The following is a 22,394-nucleotide window of genomic DNA, read 5'->3' as shown; positions in this document are numbered from 1 at the left end:
TTATGTAAACTTTCCTCTCCCCTCTACTATTTCTTTAAATAACCCCTCTAACCCTTCTTCAAAACTCCGATTAAGCTCTCCTTCCTCTATTTTAATAATTGAAAACCATTCATCCTTTAAAAGAAGAAGGGATTTAGGTATCAAATAACCTCCTACACCACCCAATAGCTTCCCTTTTTTATCTGTAACTCCAACTACTATAATCTCAGCTAAAAAAGAAACCACCATACCTTTTAAATCAAAAGAATTTAAAATAATCTCTTCTCTCTTCACTTTATAATCGAAGCAATCTCCCAAAGAAATCACCTTATACTCCACCCCCATTAAATTAGTTTATTCTTTTTTCAAGATTTAATACAATTAAATCTTCTTTTATATAGCTAATTTATAACCTCTTTTAGAATAAATCAATTATAAAAGGTAAACAATATAAGGTGAGGAGGGATCTAATGAACAGAAAAAATCTTCTAGCTAAACAAGGGATAAAGTCTGCTAAAAAAAGAGATGATCAGTTAACTACCCGAGTTTTAAAAAAAGAAGATGCCTTAGAGATGAATGAAGGTCGACAGGATCATAAGGGAACTCCTCCAGTTGCAAGAAATAATTTAACTTTAGACACTAAATAATAAGCAGGGCTGTTAAACAGCCCTGCTTATTATTTTATTTATATTAAATTATTCCTTCTCTTTATGACAACTACTCTTTCTACTCTCCCATTCACTTACCCACTCTTTTAATTGTTCTTCTGACAATAATTCTCTAATCTCTAATTTATACTCATTTCTTAGCCTAAATAATTTATTCTTTAAATATATTATCTCCTCTTGTAAGAGAGTTAATACCTTAGAATCTACACTCTTGTCCAAATACTTTTCCTTAAACTCAAATTCTTTGGCCCTTAACTCTTCTTTTATAACTTCTTTCTCCTTCAAATACCTCTCTTTTAATAATTCTATCTCTTCAGTCTGACTTGCAGAAAGGTTCAACCTTTCTTCTAAACTTTTTTCTTCTTTTGGCACCTCTTTCTCCCCCATTATTCCATGGACCAACTGTGTATTCACTAAAGAAAACACTAGCAATAAAAAGAGAGCAAACCCAACACTTCTTTTCACCTTTTCACCTCCTTTTTGATATTTTTTTGCTACATTTATATTATGTCTTGAAGAATAATCAATTATTTAAAAGAGTATCAGAAGATTATAATACTTCTTTTAATATTTATTCTAAATAACAAATAAAAACAATCAAAATAAAAAAACTAGCAGATAATCACTGTGATTATCTGCTAGTTTTTTTATTAATAACCCATCATACCTCTCATATGTCCTCTTCCTCTAAATGAACTCCCTCTAGCTCCATAGCAATCTGCTTCATCCATTCCTCTTCCATATCTAGAGTATTCTCTTAATTGATCCTCTAACAATAACTCCCTTACCTCTAAATCATAATCTCGTCTCAACCTTGTCAATTCATTCCTTAATTCAATAACTTCATCTTCTAATCTCTTTATTTCTTTAGAGTCTACACTCTTATCTTCATATAATCTTCTAAGGTCATAATTTTTATCTCTCAACTCTTCCATTAGATCTCTTCTATTTCGGTAATACTCATCTTCCAGTCTTTTAATTTGATCAATTTGTTCTGTAGATAAATCTAAATTTCTATGGTAACTACTACCTTCACCTCTAACACTTTCCCTTCTTCCCATCATACTATGAGCAAACCCAATATTAGCTAATCCTAAAACCAAAAATCCTACTAAAACCAAACTTAATACCTTTTTCATTATTATCTCCTCCTAATGTTTATGTCTTTAACCTTATTATACGGAGAGAATATTAAGAAAGTATTAAGAATTTTATAAATTTTCTTTAAAGAGTGTTATTTTTTAAAAGCCATAGAAAAATACTTTTATTCAAAAAAATAAAATGAGCTATCTATAGATAGCTCATTTTATAATAACTATCGTTGATAATAATCATCTCTTATCTCTTCAAGCTCATCTCCTGATATATTCTCTTGCAAAAGACTATACATCTTCTCTTGCTTCTCCTCCATCTCTTTAATCTTCGCATTTAATATTGATAACTGACTCTCTAAGTCCTCTGGAACTCCTTCCTTCACTAACAAGCACCCCCTTATAAATTTTTAATACTATTAGTATCTTCATTAATCAAATAATTTATTTAAAACAAAATAAAACCTACTACCTTCCCCTTCTTCACTCTCTACCCCCAGTCTACCTCCAAGACCTTCTATTATCTCTTTGACTATAGAAAGGCCTAAGCCAGTTCCTTCTTTATCAGGCCTGCGAGCCCGATCAACCTGATGAAACCTTTCCCAAATATAAGAGAGTTCTCCTTTAGGAATTCCTAGCCCATCATCTATAACCTCTACTAAAACATCTCCGTCTCCTTCTTTTACCCTAACTTCAACCTTCCCATCTTCTTCTGTAAATTTGATGGCATTTGTTAAGAGATTGATCAAGACCTCTTCTAACCTATTTGGATCACTTCTAACTATCAGCTGACCTGGGCCAACGACTTTTACATCCCTTCCCTCGAATCTCCTCTCTAGGTTTCTTAATACACCTTGGACTAAAGAGGTTAAATCGAATGATTCAATATTAAACTCAAGTTGTCCAGATTGTAAACGGGCCAAATCTAAGATATCTTTAATCAGCCTTGACATCCTATCACCCTCAGATAGAACCCTCTTTAAATAATCTAACTCTACCTCCTTATCCTCTACTACTCCATCAACTATAGCCTCTAAGTAACCACGAATTGCTGTTAATGGAGTCTTTAACTCATGAGAGACATTAGCAACAAATAATCTTCTCATCTCATCTAACTTTCTAATCTCAGTAACATCTCTAATTAGAATAATTACACCCCAAAGCTTATCTCCATCCTCTTTAATAGGTGCACCATGAGCAAGTAAAACCTTCTCTTCAAATTCAAACTCACCTTTCACCTCTTCTTCTTCAATTAATACTTTATCTATCAATACCTTTAGTTCATCTATAAAACAATCTGAATAATCCTCTCCAATTATATCTTCATTCAGTTTAAATATTTCCTCTATCTTAGGATTTGTTAAAATAACCTCTCCACCTATAGATACTCCTAAAACACCTTCAGCCATACTGGTTAGCATCTCTTTCATTCTCTTCTTTTCATTAGATAAGGCTCGAATGTTATACTCTAATTTTTCTGATAGAGTATTGAATGCATCTCCTAAACTACCAATCTCATCCTTAGGTAAGTTCTCTAAAGGAACTGCAAAGTCTCCTTTTGACATCTTGTTAACCTTATCTTGCATATCTTTTATTGGTTTAGTAATCCCTCTAGATATAAAGAAACCAAGAATTAGAGCCAAAAGAGCACCACCTAAAGTTACCCTAAGCGCTAATCCATTAACCTTGTCTACAGTCTCTTGAACTCCCCTTAAAGGAGATAGTAAGAATACTCCCCCTTCATCTAAAGGAGTTCCCACACCTATTATAGGTTCAACCAGCATTTGGGATTCACCTTTAAAGCTAACTTCTCTCCCCTCTAAAACCCTATCGATCTCTTCTTCTAATCGTACAGCACCATAATTATGAATTCTACTTCTAATATTACCCGCTATTTCATTATGATCCTCCATCTCTCCATGAAACCTATTATGCATTTCATGCGTTCTACCAGAGTGATGATCTCTCATTAAATCTCTCATCATCCTACCCTGATTAATAGTTCTACCCCTTTGGTCGAAAAGCAGAATACTGGTATCCATTATCTTCTCTAAATTTAATATTAAATTATTCAGTTCTCGCTTATCAATCTCTTCTATTAAAGCAACTACAACTTCACTCTTATTTAAGAGCTCTCTTTCTTTGGCCCTAGAAAAATACTCCTCTAAGTAAGTTGGTAAAATTGTAATCAAAATTAACAAAATTAATAAAGGTATGAAAATATAAGATACCATAACCTTAGCAAAAAGGGTTCTAATCATCTACTTTCACCTCAAATTTATAACCAACACCCCAAACTGTCTTTATATAATCAAGGCCAATCTTATCTCTAAGCCAATTTATGTGTACATCCACAGTTCTAGTATCCCCATAATAATCCATTCCCCAAATCCTATCACATAAGACCTCCCGCTTAAACACCTGTTTGGGATGCCTTGCTAGTAACAATAGCAACTCATACTCCTTTGGAGAAAGATCAACCTCTTCTCCTTTGACCTCTACACTTCTATCCTTAGGATGTACAATCAAATTAGGGTAGCTTATAAGATCTTTCTTATTATTCTCCAATCTATTTACCCGCTTTAATATAGCCTTAACCCTTGCTATAACTTCCCTTGGACTAAAGGGTTTAGTAACATAATCATCTGCCCCCAACTCCAAACCTAAGACCCTATCAAACTCTTCACCCTTAGCCGATAATAAAATAACTGGAACTTCATTATCCTTCCTTAAAGATTTCACTACTTCCAGACCATCTATTTTAGGCATCATAATATCTAAAATTATTAAGTTAGGATTGAACTCTTTAGCTTTATCCAAACCTTCCTCTCCATCCTTTGCCATCATCACTTCAAAATTATCACGTTTTAAATATAAGGACAATATCTCTAAGACATTCTTGTCATCATCAATAATTAAAATTCGCTTACCTTCCATTTTAAAAACACCTCCAGGAATATATATAATTTGCCGATTCAATCTATATTATAAGTATAATATGAAGATATTAAGAAAATATTAAGGGTAAATGATTGTTTATAAAAGTAAAGCTTAATAATAATACAGTGTCAGTGCCAGTGTTAGTGTCAGCAAAGTCAAACCCTCAAACCTCAATGTAACTCTAGCTCTCTTCTGATTCGTCTGAGGTTTTTACTGACATAGACACTCACACTTACACTAGTAATAAGGAGAGTGATCAACTTGAATAAAGCTGTATTTCTAGATCGGGATGGTGTTATTAACTCCTATGATAAACCTGTAAACAAAGCAGATGATTTAGAATTGTACCCTTGGACCTCAGAATCGATTAAAAGGTTAAATAATGCTGGGTATAAAATTTACGTAGTTACTAACCAAGGTGGTATAGAGTGTGGATATTTTACAGATAATGATTTAGATAGTATTCATAATTATATGACCGAAAGATTAAAAGCAGATGGAGCCAAGATAGATGATATTGAGTACTGCCCCCACTTCAAAAAAGATTGCTCTTGTAGAAAACCAAAACCTGGTATGATTACCAAACTAGCAAAAAAGTATGATGTCAATCTAAAAAATTCTTTCATGGTAGGAGATAGAGATTCAGATGTAATAGCTGGAAATAAAGCAGGATGTAAGACTATAAAGATAGGGGCCAAATTTCCCCAAGCCGACTATTCTGTAGAAGACCTTAGCGATGCCACCGACATTATATTAGATCACCATTAAAGCTTTACTTTATCAGATCTAATCTGTGTTCTTTCTGCGCAAATACCTTTGATCTTTATCTTTTTAAGACCTTAAAACCTAAATCTTTAACTCTGACAACACCTGCGACTAAACATTTGACTAAATTCTGACTAAAAATTTTCTGTTTTTTATTCTCTTGTCTGTCCTTTGTCTTCAGTTGTCAGGCTCTTGTCAGAGTCTATGTTTTGTTTTTGATTTTGATCTTATTAAAACCTTAAAATCAAGGACTTAACGCAGATTAAAGTCAGATCAAAGCCGATTAAATCTGATTTAAACCTTTTTTTAATTTTTATACTTTAATCAGAACTTTATCAGACCTTATCCGTGTTTATCACCCCATAAGTACTTCTTCAGGGTTTATAACAACCATAAACCCTTCGTGGGATTTCAATTTCAAATGTCCTCCTCGGTCGTTCCTCCCTCAGGGCGCTGCGCAAATGCCTTTGATTTTGATCTTTTTAAGGCCTTAAAACCTAGATCTTTAACCCTGACAAAATCACAGACTAAACCTTTGACTTACTCTGACTAGAACTTTTTTATTCTTTATGCTCTTGTCTGTCCTTTGTCTTCAGTTGTCAGGCTCTTGTCAGAGTCTATGCTTTTGCTTTTGATCTTCCTAGAAGCTTTAACTGACAGCTGATAGATCTATACTAAGGGCATTGAAGACGGGTCCCACTTATACCCTTCTTCTTTTCCAATCTCCTCTTTTATAACCCCTGCTAAGATCTTGATACCCCTCCGGATATCCTCTTTATCTACTGCTGCTATTGTTAGTCTAAGCTTATTATCCTCACTACTACCGCTGTAGAATAGCCCCCCAACAGCAGTATTTACCCTCTTTGCTAAAGCTTTCTGATAAATTTTTTCTATTGATATATTATCAGGAAAGTTCAACCAAATATTCAACCCACCTTTTGGTTCTATAAAGTTAACCCCTTTAGGCATATAAGTTCTCAAAGAGCTAATCATCTCTTCATACCTTCCTTGATAAGTCATCTTCAATTTCTTTAACTGCTCTTCCCAAACCTCTTCTCGAAAATAAAGGTCCAACACTCTCTGTACAAGACCATCAGTAAAGATATCTGACATATACTTAGATAGGAGTATATCATTATAATATCTAGGTGGTATTATCAAAAATGCTAACCTTAAACCTGGCATAAAGATCTTAGAGAAGCTCTTAATATAGATAACCCTGCCTTCCCTATCTAAAGACTTTAAAGATGAAGCTTCTTCCTTACCATAATTAAGGTCACTTAAACAATCATCCTCAATAATTAATAGATCATATTTATTAGCCCATTCCAATAATCTCTCTTTCTTCTCTTTAGAATAACTATATCCGGTTGGATTTTGAAAATTAGGCATTAAATAAAGAAATTTAGGCTTCTCTTTCTTTAATTTATCCTCTAACAACTCCATATCTATACCATTCCCATAGATAGGAAGTTCGTATATTTTAGCTTTTCTAGACTTAAATACTGAAATTGCTCCAGGATAGGTTGGCTTTTCTACAAATACAGTATCCCCATAGTCCAAAAAAGTCTTAGCTAAAATATCTATCCCTTGCTGTGCCCCTGAAACTATTTGAACCTCTTCTGGGCCAACATTAATACCAAAACCCTGAATGTAATTACTGATAGATTCTCGTAAAGGAAGATATCCTTGACTCTTCTGATAACCAAATGCATATCCCCCATCTCGATCTAAAACTCTATTAAGGAGGCGTTTAAAGGGATCTATAGGAAAGAGATCAGGAGTTGGTGCTGCAGTAGCAAAGTTAATCTCTTCTTCCTTTCCCTTAGAGCTAAATTTAGTATCCTCATCGATATAAACCTCACTATCAAGACCCATTCCCTCCCTTTCTGGTTTATAGAAGGGAGAAACAAAGGTTCCACTTCCAACCTTCTTATAGATCAAACCTTCTTCCTCTAATAAATTATAAGCATTCACCACAGTTACATTATTCACCTCTAGTACTTTAGAAAACCTCCTGATTGGAGGTAACTTTTGGTGCTCCTTAATAGCCTTCCCCTCAATTAGCCCCTTTATCTGGCGATATAACTGTATATAAAGATGTTTATTAGAATTTTTATCTAATTGTATCGATTCAATCATATCAATTCCCCCTTTTTTAGTAAAGCATAGCTTTATTACTAACTGTGAGTCCTGTATCATAAGCTATGAGCTAAGTTCAAAACCTTTAATCTCTTGATTCTGACTGAAGACTGATGGATGACAGCTAGTAAAGTTTAATTGTATCCCTCTTGACAATACAATTAAATTTTGTATATAATAACAAGTGGGTACAATTGGCTTTTCTGATTACATTGTACCAATACAATTATTATAACCCAAATTGAATCTACTGTAAAGATAATAAAAAGTAGAAAATTTAAAAGAGAAGGAGATAATCTATATGACAGATAGTAGGTATGATCTTAATAAGAACTTGGCACAAATGTTAAAGGGTGGCGTTATCATGGATGTAACTACTCCAGAGGAGGCTAAAATAGCAGAGGAAGCAGGAGCAGTTGCAGTAATGGCTTTAGAGAGAGTTCCAGCTGATATTCGTAAACAAGGAGGAGTTGCTAGAGCTTCTGACCCTTCTATGATCAAAGGCATCATTGACGCTGTATCGATTCCAGTAATGGCAAAGGCAAGGATTGGACACTTTGTTGAGGCTCAAGTATTAGAGGCCCTTGGAGTTGATTACATAGATGAAAGTGAGGTTTTAACTCCAGCCGATGAGGATAACCATATCGATAAGACATTATTTGATGTTCCATTCGTCTGTGGAGCAACTAACTTAGGTGAAGCTCTAAGAAGAATAGGTGAAGGTGCTTCTATGATTAGAACTAAAGGCGAAGCTGGTACAGGAAATGTAGTAGAAGCAGTTCGCCATATGAGAACTATGAACTCTCAAATGCGTCGTCTAACTACTATGGACTCTCACGAATTAATGGCTGCTGCTAAGGAGATTAGAGCACCTTTTGACTTAGTTAAATTTGTTGCAGAAAATGGGAAGTTACCTGTAGTAAACTTTGCTGCTGGTGGAGTAGCTACTCCTGCTGATGCAGCTCTTATGATGCAATTAGGATGTGATGGTGTATTTGTAGGATCAGGAATCTTTAAATCTGGAGACCCAGCTAAGAGAGCTAGAGCCATAGTTAAAGCTACAGCTCACTACGATGATCCTAAAGTGATTGCAGAAGTTTCAGAAAATATCGGTGAAGCTATGGTAGGAATTAATATAAGCACCCTTCCAGAAGAAGAGAAACTGGCTAAACGCGGATGGTAATTAGTGTAACTAAAAGTTACACTAATTAGCTATCAGTCATCAGCTATCAGCTAAAGAACTTAAAGCCTTTAAGCCCTTGATCTTAGCTGACAGCTGAAAGCTAATAAAGAAAGAAGGTGTTTGCAAATGAGCAAAATAGGTGTTTTATCCTTACAAGGTGGTGTGGAGGAGCATTTAGAACTCTTGTCTCAAATTGAAGGTGTGGAGCCTTTGGCTGTTAAGAAGAAGGATGATATTTTAAAAGTAGATGGATTAATCCTTCCAGGTGGTGAGAGTACTACTATCGGAAAATTATTAGATATCTTTGACCTAAAAGATACTATTGTAAGTAGGGCCAACGCAGGAATCCCTCTTTGGGGAACTTGTGCTGGAATGATACTTCTAGCCAAGGAGATTGATGGGGAGAAAAGCCACCTTAACCTGATGGATATTAAGGTTAGAAGAAATGGATATGGCAATCAATTGGACAGTTTTAAAAGGGAAGTTTCTATTCCTAAAGTTTCAAATAAAGCCATCCCCCTTGTCTTTATTAGAGCACCCTTTGTAGAGGAGGTTGGCCCTAGTACAGAGATATTACTAAAATTAGATGGAAAGATAGTTGGTGTAGAGGAAGAGAATCTTTTGGCAACATCCTTCCACCCAGAGTTAGAAAATGACCTGAGTTTTCATAAATATTTCGTAAATAAAGTTAAAAAAAGTTCCTATTCAAATCTAAAAATCGCTAAATAGATATAATAAAGACTAGTTTATCTTAAGATAAACTAGTCTTTATTATATCTAACACCTCTTCCTTACTATCTGCCTTCAATAACTCTTCCCTAAACTCCCCTTGACGTATATTATGGGCCAATCCACCTAATAGTTTTAAATACTCTCTAGAATGACCTTCAAAATCAGCTACCATAAAAAAGATATGAACTGGATTCCCATCTAAGCTATCAAAATCAACCCCATTTCTAGATATCCCTAAAGCAAGAGATAACTCTTTAACTTGACTGCTCTTTCCATGAGGGATAGCTACACCCCTGCCCATGCCTGTAGACCCTTCCTCTTCACGAGCCAAAACTTTCTCATAAAATTCTTCTTTATCCTCTATTCTCCCACTTTTATGTAATAATCCTACCATTTCCCATAAAACTTTTTTCTTATTATTACTTTTCAAATCCAATTCAATCATATCTAAAGTTAATATATTAGTTGTATTCATAAATATCACCTCATATTAAATATTTAAAAAACTTCTACTATTCATTATTATCTTCATAATCAAAAAAACCTTCTTTATAATTAAAATTTATCAAGAATTCTATGATCAAGAATCTTGAAAGTTAATATAATATAGTAATTAATATTCAAATTACAAATTTAAATGAAGATTTCTTAACTCTTTTAAATATCTTAAATCTAAGTTGTAGATTATAGCTAAGATTGTTATAATAATAATAAAATATCTTTAGAAGGGGTCGATTATGTTAAAAAGATATTCTTTATCTACTTTTTTTGATGATTTTTTAACCCAAGACTCTTTTGACTACGTTGATCTTCACATCCACACAAGAGCATCTGATGGCTTAATTACTACAAAATTTTTAAAGAACTTTTTAAAAGATAGAAATCACCTTATCTCTATTACTGATCATAATGAGATAACTAGTTGTTTAGAACTACACACAATAGAAGAACTAAATATAGTCCCAGGAATAGAAGTTGGCTGTTCAGATGGCTTCGAATTATTAGTATATTTTAAAGATATAGTTGAATTAAAAGATTTTTATAATAACCATGTAAAACCATTTAAGAACAGATATAAAATAACCAGAACCAACAAAGGGTATCAATATTATTTGAAAGAAGCTCAAAATTATGACTCTTTTATCTCAATACCCCATATATCCGGAATTGCTCAAAAGAACTATATAAAGAACAAAGATTATATTGAAGATATTATTCCTAAGGTTGATGGAATAGAGAGCTATAACCACTCCCTCCCTAAGAGAAGGAACTCTATTGCTTCTAAGATAATGACTAAAAGCAAAAAATCACCTACTTTTGGTAGTGATGCTCATATCACAAAAGAAATGATATCTTTTTATAATTTACAAAATAATGACTTTTCTAAGTCCTTTTACCTTAGAAAAAACATCTACCACCTCTGCTCTATAATTGTCTTATTTGCTAAACATTTATACTACTTTATGGGTGTAAAATAATTAATTCAAATTAATTGTTTCTACTTTAACCTATTAGTCTAGTAGAATTTAAGTTATGTACCTTAGCAATTAACAAATAGAGAAAAAGATAATGAATAATAGATAATACTAAGGAAAAGATATAAGTAATTATTAAAAAAGGAGTTTAACCTATGACTAAAGCATCTAAAGATACAAGAGTTGTTATCGGAATGTCAGGAGGGGTTGATTCTTCTGTTGCGGCACTCTTATTGAAAGAAGAAGGTTATGATGTGATTGGAATCTTTATGAAGAACTGGGGAGAAGAAAATGAGGATGGCATCTGTCCAGCCGATGAAGATTATGAGGATGTTAGAAGGGTCTGTAATCAAATAGATATTCCCTATTATATCGTCAACTTTGAAAAGGAGTATTGGGATAATGTCTTTACCTATTTCTTAGATGAGTATAAGGCGGGCAGAACTCCAAACCCTGATGTTATGTGCAACAAAGAAATTAAGTTCAAAAAGTTTTTAGACCATACCCTTAAGATAGATGCAGATTATTTGGCTACAGGTCACTATGCTCAAGTTGATCACTCTGATGGAGAATTTAAGTTACTCAAAGGAATAGACTCTAATAAAGATCAAAGCTACTTCTTATCTATGTTAAATCAAAGACAATTATCTAAAACCCTCTTCCCTTTAGGAAAATTAAAAAAGACCAAAGTAAGAGAAATTGCAAAGAAGGTAGGCCTAGCTACAGCAAAGAAAAAAGATAGTACCGGCATCTGCTTTATCGGCGAAAAAGACTTTAAGGAGTTTCTACAGACCTATATCCCAGCCCAACCAGGAAAGATTATGAACCTACAAGGAGAGGTTCTAGGAGAGCACCATGGGATTATGTACTATACTCTAGGGCAACGCAGAGGCTTAGGTATTAGTGGAGAAAATCCTTACTTTGTCGTCGATAAAGATATTGAAAATAATATCCTCTATGTCGGGGCAGGCGCTGATAATAAACACCTCTATTCTTCTGCATTAATAGCCTCTAAGCCTCACTGGATTAGTGGTCAAGAGGTTAATTATCCAATAGAATGCAAGGCGAAATTTAGATACCAACAACCTGATCAAAAAGTAGTTGTTTATCCGGATGAAGGAGAGAGGATAAAGGTGGTTTTTGAAGAAAAACAGCGGGCCATCACTCCTGGCCAGATTGCTGTCTTTTATGATGGGAAGGTCTGCTTGGGCGGGGCGATTATAGATAAGGCAATTCGATAGAAGCAAAAAACCTCCTTTGAAACTATGAATCCACAAGAATAAGCACGAATTTAAATCAAGATATTAATTTTTGAATTATAAATCCCACTTAGCTTTAACCACCTCAAAATAACAAAAGAGAAGACTAAGTTAACTTAGTCTTCTCTTTTATCAATCTATTTAATTAAATTACACCTTGATCGATCATAGTATCAGCAACCTTTAAGAAACCGGCAATGTTGGCCCCTGCTACTAAATCACCTTCCATACCATATTCCTTAGCTGTCTTGCTTGCTGTCTTATAGATATTAACCATAATATCCTTAAGCTTTACATCAACCTCTTCAAAGGTCCAAGCATCCCACATAGCATTTTGAGTCATCTCAAGGGCTGAAGTAGCAACTCCACCAGCATTAGCAGCTTTACCTGGAACATATAAAATACTATTATCTTGTATTACCTCTACTGCCTCTGGAGTACACGGCATGTTGGCCCCTTCTCCTACAGCAATAACTCCATTCTCTACAAGAGTCTTAGCAGCATCTTCATCCAATTCATTTTGAGTAGCACATGGAAGAGCTACATCACATTTAACATTCCAGATAGCAGTACTATCTGCAACATACTCTGCCTCTGGATGAGATTCTAGATACTCTTTAATCCTACCACGCTCTACCTCTTTAATTCTTCTAACTGTATCTAGCTTAATACCTTCTGGGTCATATACATACCCTCCAGAATCACTTACTGCAACTACCTTCCCACCTAACTCTTGTACCTTTTGAGTAGCATAGATTGCTACGTTACCTGATCCAGATACTACAACAGTCTTTCCTTCGAAGGATTGACTATTATCTTTAAGCATCTCATCAACTATATATACCAATCCATACCCAGTAGCCTCAGTTCTAGCAAGGCTTCCTCCCCAGTTTAATCCCTTACCAGTTAGAACACCTGCATCAAAGGAGTTTTTAATCCTCTTATACTGTCCAAACATATACCCAATCTCACGACCACCTACACCGATATCTCCTGCCGGAACATCAGTATTTGGGCCAATATGACGATAAAGCTCAGTCATAAAGCTTTGACAGAATCTCATAACCTCTCCATCAGACTTACCTTTAGGGTCAAAGTCACTTCCACCCTTACCTCCACCGATTGGACGACCAGTTAGAGCATTCTTGAAGATCTGTTCAAAACCTAAAAACTTAATAATTCCAGTATAAACTGATGGGTGGAATCTCAAACCACCTTTATATGGGCCAATGGCACTATTGAATTCAATTCTAAATCCACGATTAACCTTCACATTACCTTCATCATCTACCCAAGGAACTCTAAAGATTATCTGTCTTTCTGGTTCAACAATTCTTTCTAGAATTCCAGCTTCCCTATATTCAGGATGCTTCTCAAAGACAGGCTCTAAAGACTCTAATACCTCCTTAACAGCTTGGTGAAATTCAGCTTCACCAGGATTTCTTTCAACAACCTTAGTCATTACCTCTTCAATATAATTACTCATCTTCTCACTCCTAAACTTAATTTTAAGATAAATTTAATAAAAGCACCTAATCAACTACTCTTTTTTCACTTTGTGAAAGGTGTTTTCAAAATCACTCTCTACTTTTATATTCTATAGGTGATTAAAGATTCCTTCTTTTTTTTAAAATTTTATCTAATTTATTAAGTAAAAAAGATAATTAATCTTCAAATACCCATAACTATTAGTCTAAACTGATAATTTATACCTTATTTCAATTGTATAAAATCCTATTCATTAGTAGAAAATATATAAAGAGAATAAAATAATTCAAAGGGGAGGTTAAAATGGCTATTAAATCAGAATCACTAGATTTAGCAATTAAAATGGAAAAGGAAAGCTATCACTATTATAATAACCATATTGATGGCGCAGAAAACCCCTTATCTAAAAAAGTTCTAGAGAGTTTGGCCTCACAAGAATTAACTCACATAGATAAAGTAAAGAAGATAGCTGGAGATAAACCAATAGAAGATAACGACTGTAATCCTCAAAAGATTGAAAATAAGGTCAAAGAGGTCTTTGAGGAGTTCTCAGATAAAGAAAGAGAGGATTGGAAGGAGTCTAACACCAACATATACAAGCACGCTATGGAACTAGAGCAAGACACCTATGAAATCTATGAGCGCCTTGCAAAACAAGCCAAAAATGAAAAAGAGAGAGATTTCTTCCATGCCCTTATGCAAGAAGAAAAGTGGCATTACCAATCCTTAGAAAATGTCTACAACTACTTTGAGAGTCCAGGTGATTGGTTAGCAGAAAACGAGAGTGAAGTTTGGCCCTGGATGAATACTTAATAGTAATAAAGCTATATGCTATCAGCCCTCAGCTGTCAGTCAATTATTTTTATTACGGAGAGTTTTTATTTTTTAAAACTCGTAGGGTCAAATCTTAAGTATAAAATAATGTAACAAGAATAAAGATAAGGCTTACTCCTAGGAGTAAGCCTTATCTTTTATGAATAATTATCATTACACTAAACTCTTCATCTCTTCTACCAACTTAGAAAATTCATCTAATGCCTCTTGGATTGGCTCTGGCGATTTCATATCAACACCTGCAGTCTTCAACAGTTCGATTGGATAATCAGAGCTTCCTCCTTTTAAGAAATTTAGATACTTTTCTACAGCCTCTTCCCCCACCTCTAATATCTGTCTAGAAAGGGCTATTGCTGCTGAGAATCCAGTAGCATATTGATAAACATAGAAATTATAATAGAAATGAGGAATCCTTGCCCACTCTATTCCAATCTCCTCATCTAAAGTAATATTATCTCCATAGTATTTACGATTTAAATCTAGATATTCTTTAGAGAACAATTCAGGGGTTAGTGGTACACCCTCTTCTGCTTTATCGTGTATCAGCTTTTCAAACTCCGCAAACATTGTCTGGCGATAAACAGTTCCTCTAAATTGCTCTAAATAATGATTTAAAATATACTTTCTCTTCTCTTCATCTTCTGTAGTTTCTAATAGATGCTGCATCAATAGAGCTTCGTTGACTGTAGATGCCACCTCTGCTACAAAGATACTATAATCAGCATAGATATATGGCTGTTCTTCATTTGAATAATAAGAGTGAAGAGCATGACCTAGCTCATGGGCCAAGGTAAATAGATCGTCTATATCTTCGGTATAATTCATCAAGATATAAGGATGGGCATCATAGGATGAAGCCGAATAAGCTCCACTTCTCTTACCCTTATTCTCATAGATATCGATCCAACTCTCAGAGAAAGCCCTCTCTAATAAGCTTAAATACTCTTCTCCTAAAGGAGCTAGAGCTTTCATCAAAATATCTTGAGCTTCTTCATAGCTAACCTTCATCTGAACATCCTTAACTATAGGAGTATATATATCATACATATGAAGCTCTTCAACACCTAATGACCTCTTCCTTAAATCTATATATCTATACATAGAATCTAAATTATCACTTACAACTTTAATCAAATTATTGTAAACATCAACGGGTATATTATTACCATCTAATGCCGCCTCTAAAGAGCTATTATACTTTCGAGCTCTCATATAAAATAGATCTCGCTTAATATTCGAGTTTAAGGTAGTAGCTATAGTATTTTCAAGTTCTTGATAAGAACTATAGTAAGCTTTGAAAGCATCCCTTCTAATATGGCGATTCTTGTTCTTTAAAAGCTCTACATACCGACCATGAGTTACCTCTACTTCTTCACCATCTTCACCTTTAATTGAAGGAAAGGCCATATCGGCATTATTAATCATCCCAAAGATATTTGCTGGACCCTGGGCCAACTCACCAGCCAAAGCAAGTAATCTCTCTTCCTTGGGAGATAAGAAATGCTCCTTCTGCCGTAATATCTCATCTAAAGAATGTTTATATATCTGTAAACCTTCCTCTTCTTGAAGAAAACCTTCTATCTCCTCTTTAGGAATCTGAATAATCTCTGGAACAATAAAGGCACTGGCACTTCCTACTGCATTATAAAGGCCTTGTACCTTAGATAACATTCCTTGATAAGTATTATTGGTTGTATCCTCATCACTCTTACGGGAAGCATAATTATAAAGATTCTCTAACTTTCTACTTATCCCATCACTAAATTTAAGCCCTTCTAATAATTTGGCTGCTGATTCACCAAGTTTTCCTCTATATTCTTGAATCTTTGGGAACTCTTCTTTTACTTTGTTGAATTCTTCCTCCCACTTTTGATCACTCCCATATATAGAAGTTAAATCCCACTTGAATTTTTCATCTACTTCATCCCTTTTTGGCAAAGTCTTTCTTTCTTCATTAGACAAATCAAATCCCTCCTTTTTAATTTAAAACTCACTTTTACTATTATTGCCTTCAAAATAATCTTCTATGTATATTCTAAACCTAATCTCTACTTAATAGTACTGGACTTTTATAATTAAAGTTTAAATTATAATTTACCTTGGGATTAATGTTCCTTGATGAAATAACATCTTCCAGTTATCATCTGTTAATTTCCATATTGAACTGCGTAGGGAGTGTTTTTTCTGCCCTTCTAAATCATTACCTTTGAGCAGTTTATATTTAGCTAATATTAGGTTGTCAGCTAATATATCAATAGAAAAATCTTTAATTTTCCAAGATTCCTTATAGTCTCCAGTAGTAAAAACATCTCCCGGTTGATATTGATATACTTTGCCAGAGCTACAAAATTCGCTGAAATCATCTGCTAGCAGTTGATTTAGACTTTCTGCTGATTGACGTACATTGGCATCAAGTAATTTTTCCTCTAACCCAAGAACCTCTTCTCTTAATTGTTTTTTATCCTTCATCATCTTCTCCTTTGCCATATCAAGATGGTCATAATATATAGGGTTTTCTTCCAATTATTTAATTCTTCAAACAAGTTCCAAACTCCTTCTAACCCTAATTTTTAATTTATTGTTTTTTGTCACTCTTATCGGATCTTAATCCGCACTTATCAGATCTAATCAGTGCAAATACCTTTAATCTTTATCTTTTTAAACCTTAAAACCTCAAGTGCAAAATCATTAGGATTTATTTACTTTGCTATTAATAGATTAATGGATAAAATTAAAGAGTTAATTTAATTCAATTATCTATAATATTAAAAGCTTATCAAGAGGAGTCTAGACTTCCCTTGATAAGTTTTTTTCTATTTATAACTATGTATCACGTAATAAACCGCTCTTTAAAATCTCTCTTTATTAATTCCCAAATATAAGCAATATCTTTGTCTTCTAATATTCTTCCTTTAGCCATTTTTATATTAATAAATGGCATAGCGATAACCTCCTAAATTCTTTATGATTTAAGGTGAAATTTGTCTTTTAGTCCTAGTATATAAACAGGGCCAACGCCTCACGCCTAAGTTAACTTCCCAGTCCCCGCCACTTCAAACCCTACATATGGTTTTATCCGCTTTTTTTGTTCTAAAAGATCTTACTTTAATATACCCTTTAAACCATTTATATTAGCCAACCTTTACTTAACCTTAAATTTTATTAGCTAGTTTAAACGAAGTCCTCTTTTTACCAAATAAATTTTTATCATAAACTATATATCAGTAATTTATAGATCTAAATTAATATAATGAAAAGAGCAACTAAATATAGCTGCTCTCAAAACATTTGTTCAAATTGCTTCTTTTTGTCTTTTTTCTAAAAACTGAATAATATGTTCAGCTATAGCTTTTGCCATTAAAGGTGGAACAGCATTACCTATTTGAGTGGCAATTGCATCAAATTCTCCTTCAAATATAAAATCATCAGGAAAACTTTGAATTCTTGCTCCTTCTCGCAAAGAAAGTCCTCTATTCTCAAAAGGATGCAACTTTTCTCTAGCATTAAAATCTGTAGTTAAAATAGTATTAGATTGATCCCCCCTGTTAAGTCTCATATAACGAGGTCTAATACCTGATTTACTATTAAGGTCATAAGCTGTTATTCCCTCTTTCTCTTTTTTACGTAACCAACCAGATTCTTTTAAACTTCTAATATCTTTAATAGTTATACTAAATTTTTGTTCAATTAATTCTTTAAAACCATAATTGATAGCTTCTTGTAAAACTTTTCTATTCTTTAAAGACTCAATAATTTTATTTTCAGGTATATAATCTGGGCCACTCTTTTTCTCTAACTTATAAGCCTTTCTCCCGCGGTGCCTAGCTATAAACCATAATATTAGTCTTTGTTCAAAAGTAAATTCATCTTTAAACAAATCCCAAACACCTACATATTTATTACCAAACCTAGTACTACGATACATTTTACCTTCTGGAATTTTTTCTACTATAAACATATCCTTTTCACGTGGAGATTTAGCAATATGATTGTAAACTTTTTTACTATACCGTCTCATAATTCTTTGATATTTATTTTGAGAATTTAATTTATAATCTAAAATTTCATTACTATCTATATTAGATTTTGGCAAATCAGAAATAGCATCTCCTACTGTTATATGTGATTTAAATAATTGCTTATCATTAAATAAATTCAATTGCTTTCCAGTAATAGGTCTAGGCAACGAAGGGCAAGTCATATCTTTTTTAGTAGCTATAAAAATAGCTCTCTTCCTTTTTTGAGGCACTCCAAAATCCTTTGAATTTAATACATCATACTTAACAACGTATCCACTTTTATCATATTCATCTTCAACCTCTTTAAGAAAATTATCACTAATAGTTAAAATTCCTTCCACATTCTCCATAACTACTACTTTAGGTTGTATTTCTCTTACCCATCTAATAAAATGAAAAACTAAATTATTTCTTTCATCCTCTAATTTTCGGCTTCCTTTAGCATCACTAAACCCTTGACAAGGAGGAGAACCAATTAATACATCTATGCTACGATCTTTTAAATATTCAGGTACTTTTCCAGTAATATCATAATTAATTCCTTCTCCTTGATGATTAACATTATAAGTTTTTAAAGCTTCTTCATTAACATCATAAGCTTTAAAAATATTAAATTTATCTGACATTTCGAAACCTTTACTAAAACCTCCAGCACCACAAAATAAATCAACTGTTTTATACTTCATTTATTAACCCTCCATTTAATACTACAACTATACTACTATTTATTTTAGTATGTACAATATAAATAATTCTAGTAAAACTATAAATTTACATCCTCTGCTTTTTTCAACGATTCTTTATTAATTCCTCCATAAGTATTTTCCCATTGAACTAGTAATTCTTCCTTTTTAATATCAATTAAGTCAGAAATTTTCTTTTCCTTATGCTTAATTTGATAATTATAAGCAGCTTTTGAAACTATATTCAATAATTCTTCTGACATATTGTACTTTTCTGAAATAAAATCCCAAAAATCATTTCCAATTATAATTTTCTCATCAGCATTAATAAGATTATCCATAATTTGAGTTGAAATAGCCTTTTTATTACCAAAAGTCATACCTAATAACCCAACATTTTTAGAATCTTTTTCTTCTATTTTCTCTATCATTTCATTCAAAGATTCTACCATACCAACATTCATTGTATTGAGACCACTTTTTACTTGAATATAATACTTCTTTCCATCTTTCTCTTTTTTAACATCGAATTTCTTTCCATTAGCTGACACATTCTCTTTCCTGGGAATACTTTCTGCTCCACAAGAAACTGCCAACTTTTCAACTTTAGTCCCCCAAGAAGTAACAATAGAACGAGTAATTCTTTGATATAAATAAAATAATATAAATAGCCATTATTAGCTGGTTTAGGTGTAGTGCTACCCCCGCGGACTATCTAATATACTAACTTTTTTATTAGTAACATCTAATTCGACTTTTGAACCAATCGGTAAGGTTAACATAGGATGAGTATGACAACAATCAAATTTAGCTAAAAAAGGTATCTTTTTATCTTTTAAAACTTCTTTTAATATTTCATAAGGTTCTCTACCTGTTCTCTGATCATCAAATAATTCATGCTTTCCTAAAATAATTCCTGATATTTTATCAAATACACCACTTACTTTAAGTAAAGAAAATATTTTTTCCATATGTGATGCAGTTTTTGTTGTATCTTCAATAAATAAAATATCTCCTTTTTTAATCTCAGGCATATATTCACTTCCCCAAATACCAGACATAGTATTTAAGTTCCCACCTATTATTCTTCCAATTGTTCTACCCTTATTAACTGCTATCCACTCATTTTTATTTTTTAATTTTTCTCTTTCTTTTTCTTCCCAATTTATATGCTCATCTGTCCAATACTCTGGTACTTTATAGCTATAAGGTAAGCTTTGTTCTTCTATTAAAATATCGCTAAAATAATTATATGTATTATGAACAAAGGGAGGGAATTCTCCAAAAGAAGGGACTAAAGCTGGTCCATAAAAAGTTTTTATTCCCGTTTTAGCATATATAGCTAATAAAATAGCAGTTACATCTGAATAACCTATTATAATTTTAGGGTTTTCCTTAAATGCTTTGTAATCAATATATGGTAATATTGAGTTAGAGTTTGTCCCACCAATTGTCGACATAATACATTTAACTTTAGGGTTTCTAATTAATTCATTTAATTCCTCTGCTCTTTCTTCTATACTCCCTGATCTATAAAAGTCTTCTTTACCAGTCAATTTTCCAGGTAATAGATTAAACCCTTTACTTTTAAGATATTCCTTAGCTCTTTCAAATCTTTTTGGTGAAGTATACGTTACCGGTGAAGAAGGAGAGTAAAATCCTATTATATCTCCTTTTTTCAATTTATTTAATTTCATTATACTATCTCCTTTCGTATAAGGTAGCATTTCACCTGCAGGGCCAACGCCCAACATCAAAGTTAAATTTCTAGTCCCCACCCAGATGCTAAAAGCTCGAGCGTAATATGTTGGCCCATTCGAAGCTATGAGCTTCAACGTTTTGATCTCTCTCCATATTTCCATTGATGCTACAAGGTTTTGGCTTTTACATTAACCTTATTTTAAATGTGTACCTCCTAGTTTAAAACTATCAATTGTGGCTATCCCTCCACTCTTCTTCTAAAGTTTCATAGGTACTGTGCCACTAACTAATATTAAGAAAGATTATATAATTCTTTCTCTATCACCAATTCATTGAGATTAAGCTCTCCTTGTTATTAGCTTTCTTTGTTCCAAAAGACTTTACCCGTGCATATATCTTTAGACCATTCCTATAAGCCTGTATCCTTGACATAACCTGTAATCATATAAGGTTGTTCATATTAGCGAATCTTACTTAACCTCAGATACCTCAATCTCCGTAAATTTATTACGTTAGGCTGTTAAGCCTATAAGGGATATAACTATTTCTAATTATTGCAGCTTTAGACCCTTACATTCGGAATTTTGTCAGTCTCTCATAGAGACATTCTAGTCTTGGATATTTTGTGGGAGTCCGACCTATCACAACCTTGGCTACCTCTAGCTACATTTCCTATAATTAGGGGGTGCTCTCAGCCGACTTCACCGAGCTTACCACAAAGTAATTCTTAATAATTACTTTGCAGTTCGGAGTATCAACTCTAACCCTTCCAGTCGCACCCAAAGAGTACTTCCTCAAGAAGCAAAAATCGCTTCTCTCAGGGCGTTACCCCTTCATTTGATTAGTCAAGTCTTTTAGTTCTAAAACATTTATCAGTTTTAGGTAATTCTTTTCAAATTACAACAAATCGCACCGTTAAACTAATGTTAGCTGACGTACGGCTTTTTAGTTTAAATACTTTTTTATATTTTATTTCTGATACAGTATTCTTCGATTAATTCTCTACTCAAAAATAAATAAATTATTGATGGAATTTCAATTATCTCTTTTAGATTTTTTCTCCAGTTATATAATATCTGTAAAATTTCATGTAACCTATAATCTTTACTAGAATCAAATTCACTAGGATTAATCTTCTCAACTAATTCACTTGCTAAATTCACAATTTCAAGTCTATCCATATATTCAGGCTTAAATCTTTCAGGATGATTATTTAAATAATCAAGTAAACATCGAGTTCTATTTTCCAAACCATTCATAATCTTTTTTAATAATCTAGTTGTTTTTTCAAATTTAATGAATACTTTCTCTATATATTCATCAGTATAATTTTTAAGTATTTCATTTGCTAATAAATTTTCTTCTGATAATTCTTCTAATCCTTTTAATTGGGTAACATGAAATAAATAATTATATAGTTCATAAAATTCAACTT

The 22,394-nt window shown here is 33.1% G+C and carries 22 protein-coding genes; 7 read left to right on the top strand and 15 right to left on the bottom strand.

The window, feature by feature from the left end:
* Window positions 1-306 (bottom strand): hypothetical protein, encoded by a 306-nt coding sequence (locus HALSAC_RS0113560; protein WP_027340716.1) that lies wholly within the window; start codon window positions 304-306, stop codon window positions 1-3.
* Between the two features lie 143 nt (window positions 307-449).
* On the opposite strand from HALSAC_RS0113560, the gene HALSAC_RS17185 reads away from it, so the two are divergent.
* Window positions 450-626, top strand: coding sequence for a hypothetical protein (locus tag HALSAC_RS17185; RefSeq protein WP_156924202.1), 177 nt, complete (start codon window positions 450-452; stop codon window positions 624-626).
* Between the two features lie 48 nt (window positions 627-674).
* Here the strand turns inward: HALSAC_RS17185 and HALSAC_RS0113550 are convergent, their stop codons facing one another.
* The 5 genes from HALSAC_RS0113550 to HALSAC_RS0113530 all read right to left on the bottom strand — a co-directional run bounded on the left by HALSAC_RS0113550 (window position 675) and on the right by HALSAC_RS0113530 (window position 4,675).
* Window positions 675-1,112, bottom strand: a complete 438-nt coding sequence (locus HALSAC_RS0113550) for a hypothetical protein (RefSeq protein ID WP_027340715.1) — start codon at window positions 1,110-1,112, stop codon at window positions 675-677.
* 185 nt (window positions 1,113-1,297) lie between these two features.
* Entirely contained in the window at window positions 1,298-1,786 is a 489-nt protein-coding gene (locus HALSAC_RS16040; RefSeq protein WP_051412239.1) for a Spy/CpxP family protein refolding chaperone, read from the bottom strand.
* Window positions 1,787-1,962: 176 nt separating this feature from the next.
* Window positions 1,963-2,124 carry a hypothetical protein gene (locus HALSAC_RS17180; protein WP_156924201.1) on the bottom strand — a complete coding sequence of 54 codons (162 nt, stop codon included), beginning with the start codon at window positions 2,122-2,124 and terminating at the stop codon, window positions 1,963-1,965.
* Between the two features lie 45 nt (window positions 2,125-2,169).
* Complete coding sequence (locus HALSAC_RS0113535) at window positions 2,170-3,999, bottom strand: HAMP domain-containing sensor histidine kinase (RefSeq protein WP_027340714.1); 1,830 nt, start codon at window positions 3,997-3,999, stop codon at window positions 2,170-2,172.
* The gene (locus HALSAC_RS0113530) at window positions 3,992-4,675 is read right to left on the bottom strand and encodes a response regulator transcription factor (RefSeq protein WP_027340713.1); all 684 of its coding nucleotides are present in this window, start codon (window positions 4,673-4,675) and stop codon (window positions 3,992-3,994) included. Before HALSAC_RS0113530 ends, HALSAC_RS0113535 begins: the two co-directional genes overlap by 8 nt.
* Before the next feature lie 264 nt (window positions 4,676-4,939).
* Between HALSAC_RS0113530 and HALSAC_RS0113525 the strand changes: the two genes are divergently transcribed.
* Window positions 4,940-5,446 (top strand): D-glycero-alpha-D-manno-heptose-1,7-bisphosphate 7-phosphatase, encoded by a 507-nt coding sequence (locus HALSAC_RS0113525; RefSeq protein WP_027340712.1) that lies wholly within the window; start codon window positions 4,940-4,942, stop codon window positions 5,444-5,446.
* A gap of 666 nt (window positions 5,447-6,112) precedes the next feature.
* Here HALSAC_RS0113525 and pdxR read toward each other — a convergent pair.
* The gene (gene pdxR, locus HALSAC_RS0113520; RefSeq protein WP_035571921.1) at window positions 6,113-7,585 is read right to left on the bottom strand and encodes a MocR-like pyridoxine biosynthesis transcription factor PdxR; all 1,473 of its coding nucleotides are present in this window, start codon (window positions 7,583-7,585) and stop codon (window positions 6,113-6,115) included.
* 301 nt (window positions 7,586-7,886) lie between these two features.
* Between pdxR and pdxS the strand changes: the two genes are divergently transcribed.
* Entirely contained in the window at window positions 7,887-8,768 is an 882-nt protein-coding gene (gene pdxS, locus HALSAC_RS0113515) for a pyridoxal 5'-phosphate synthase lyase subunit PdxS (protein WP_027340710.1), read from the top strand.
* A 126-nt stretch (window positions 8,769-8,894) separates the two neighbouring features.
* Window positions 8,895-9,497: a pyridoxal 5'-phosphate synthase glutaminase subunit PdxT gene (pdxT, locus tag HALSAC_RS0113510; RefSeq protein ID WP_027340709.1), complete on the top strand. Its 603-nt coding sequence runs from the start codon at window positions 8,895-8,897 to the stop codon at window positions 9,495-9,497.
* 22 nt (window positions 9,498-9,519) lie between these two features.
* Here pdxT and HALSAC_RS0113505 read toward each other — a convergent pair whose 3' ends face one another.
* Window positions 9,520-9,975, bottom strand: a complete 456-nt coding sequence (locus HALSAC_RS0113505; protein ID WP_027340708.1) for a PTS sugar transporter subunit IIA — start codon at window positions 9,973-9,975, stop codon at window positions 9,520-9,522.
* Between the two features lie 262 nt (window positions 9,976-10,237).
* Here HALSAC_RS0113505 and HALSAC_RS0113500 point away from each other — a divergent pair, with 262 nt between their 5' ends.
* Both HALSAC_RS0113500 and mnmA read left to right on the top strand, forming a co-directional pair.
* The gene (locus HALSAC_RS0113500; RefSeq protein ID WP_027340707.1) at window positions 10,238-10,978 is read left to right on the top strand and encodes a PHP domain-containing protein; all 741 of its coding nucleotides are present in this window, start codon (window positions 10,238-10,240) and stop codon (window positions 10,976-10,978) included.
* 152 nt (window positions 10,979-11,130) lie between these two features.
* Window positions 11,131-12,216: a tRNA 2-thiouridine(34) synthase MnmA gene (gene mnmA, locus HALSAC_RS0113495; protein ID WP_027340706.1), complete on the top strand. Its 1,086-nt coding sequence runs from the start codon at window positions 11,131-11,133 to the stop codon at window positions 12,214-12,216.
* Between the two features lie 163 nt (window positions 12,217-12,379).
* Here mnmA and gdhA read toward each other — a convergent pair whose 3' ends face one another.
* The gene (gene gdhA / locus HALSAC_RS0113490) at window positions 12,380-13,720 is read right to left on the bottom strand and encodes an NADP-specific glutamate dehydrogenase (protein WP_027340705.1); all 1,341 of its coding nucleotides are present in this window, start codon (window positions 13,718-13,720) and stop codon (window positions 12,380-12,382) included.
* Between the two features lie 305 nt (window positions 13,721-14,025).
* On the opposite strand from gdhA, the gene HALSAC_RS0113485 reads away from it, so the two are divergent.
* Window positions 14,026-14,535 (top strand): ferritin family protein, encoded by a 510-nt coding sequence (locus HALSAC_RS0113485; RefSeq protein WP_027340704.1) that lies wholly within the window; start codon window positions 14,026-14,028, stop codon window positions 14,533-14,535.
* A 174-nt stretch (window positions 14,536-14,709) separates the two neighbouring features.
* Here HALSAC_RS0113485 and pepF read toward each other — a convergent pair whose 3' ends face one another.
* The 6 genes from pepF to HALSAC_RS17310 form a co-directional block, all read right to left on the bottom strand.
* Complete coding sequence (pepF, locus tag HALSAC_RS0113480; RefSeq protein ID WP_027340703.1) at window positions 14,710-16,518, bottom strand: oligoendopeptidase F; 1,809 nt, start codon at window positions 16,516-16,518, stop codon at window positions 14,710-14,712.
* A 132-nt stretch (window positions 16,519-16,650) separates the two neighbouring features.
* Window positions 16,651-17,079: a nuclear transport factor 2 family protein gene (locus tag HALSAC_RS0113475; RefSeq protein ID WP_211231351.1), complete on the bottom strand. Its 429-nt coding sequence runs from the start codon at window positions 17,077-17,079 to the stop codon at window positions 16,651-16,653.
* A gap of 769 nt (window positions 17,080-17,848) precedes the next feature.
* Window positions 17,849-19,261: a DNA cytosine methyltransferase gene (locus HALSAC_RS16660; RefSeq protein ID WP_027340701.1), complete on the bottom strand. Its 1,413-nt coding sequence runs from the start codon at window positions 19,259-19,261 to the stop codon at window positions 17,849-17,851.
* A gap of 77 nt (window positions 19,262-19,338) precedes the next feature.
* Complete coding sequence (locus HALSAC_RS0113460) at window positions 19,339-19,809, bottom strand: PmeII family type II restriction endonuclease (RefSeq protein WP_483788282.1); 471 nt, start codon at window positions 19,807-19,809, stop codon at window positions 19,339-19,341.
* Window positions 19,810-19,956: 147 nt separating this feature from the next.
* A complete protein-coding gene (locus HALSAC_RS0113455; protein ID WP_027340699.1) occupies window positions 19,957-20,955 on the bottom strand; it encodes an LD-carboxypeptidase in 999 nt (332 codons plus the stop codon).
* Window positions 20,956-21,921: 966 nt separating this feature from the next.
* Window positions 21,922-22,394, bottom strand: a 473-nt coding sequence (locus tag HALSAC_RS17310; protein ID WP_035571920.1) for a hypothetical protein, incomplete at its 5' end; no start/stop codon positions are given.

Source organism: Halonatronum saccharophilum DSM 13868 (genome assembly GCF_000517025.1).
Classification (GTDB): Bacteria; Bacillota; Halanaerobiia; order Halobacteroidales; family Halobacteroidaceae; genus Halonatronum; species Halonatronum saccharophilum.
The sequence above is the reverse complement of the archived record's forward strand: the minus strand, read 5'-3'. Positions and strand labels throughout refer to the sequence as shown.

Coding starts and splice junctions, on each gene's coding strand:
- HALSAC_RS17185 (WP_156924202.1), top strand. CDS start 450: ATGAACAGAAAAAATCTTCTAGCTAAACAAGGGATAAAGTCTGCTAAA.
- HALSAC_RS16040 (WP_051412239.1), bottom strand. CDS start 1,786: ATGAAAAAGGTATTAAGTTTGGTTTTAGTAGGATTTTTGGTTTTAGGA.
- HALSAC_RS0113535 (WP_027340714.1), bottom strand. CDS start 3,999: ATGATTAGAACCCTTTTTGCTAAGGTTATGGTATCTTATATTTTCATA.
- HALSAC_RS0113530 (WP_027340713.1), bottom strand. CDS start 4,675: ATGGAAGGTAAGCGAATTTTAATTATTGATGATGACAAGAATGTCTTA.
- pdxR (WP_035571921.1), bottom strand. CDS start 7,585: ATGATTGAATCGATACAATTAGATAAAAATTCTAATAAACATCTTTAT.
- pdxS (WP_027340710.1), top strand. CDS start 7,887: ATGACAGATAGTAGGTATGATCTTAATAAGAACTTGGCACAAATGTTA.
- pdxT (WP_027340709.1), top strand. CDS start 8,895: ATGAGCAAAATAGGTGTTTTATCCTTACAAGGTGGTGTGGAGGAGCAT.
- HALSAC_RS0113505 (WP_027340708.1), bottom strand. CDS start 9,975: ATGAATACAACTAATATATTAACTTTAGATATGATTGAATTGGATTTG.
- HALSAC_RS0113500 (WP_027340707.1), top strand. CDS start 10,238: ATGTTAAAAAGATATTCTTTATCTACTTTTTTTGATGATTTTTTAACC.
- mnmA (WP_027340706.1), top strand. CDS start 11,131: ATGACTAAAGCATCTAAAGATACAAGAGTTGTTATCGGAATGTCAGGA.
- gdhA (WP_027340705.1), bottom strand. CDS start 13,720: ATGAGTAATTATATTGAAGAGGTAATGACTAAGGTTGTTGAAAGAAAT.
- HALSAC_RS0113485 (WP_027340704.1), top strand. CDS start 14,026: ATGGCTATTAAATCAGAATCACTAGATTTAGCAATTAAAATGGAAAAG.
- HALSAC_RS16660 (WP_027340701.1), bottom strand. CDS start 19,261: ATGAAGTATAAAACAGTTGATTTATTTTGTGGTGCTGGAGGTTTTAGT.
- HALSAC_RS0113455 (WP_027340699.1), bottom strand. CDS start 20,955: ATGAAATTAAATAAATTGAAAAAAGGAGATATAATAGGATTTTACTCT.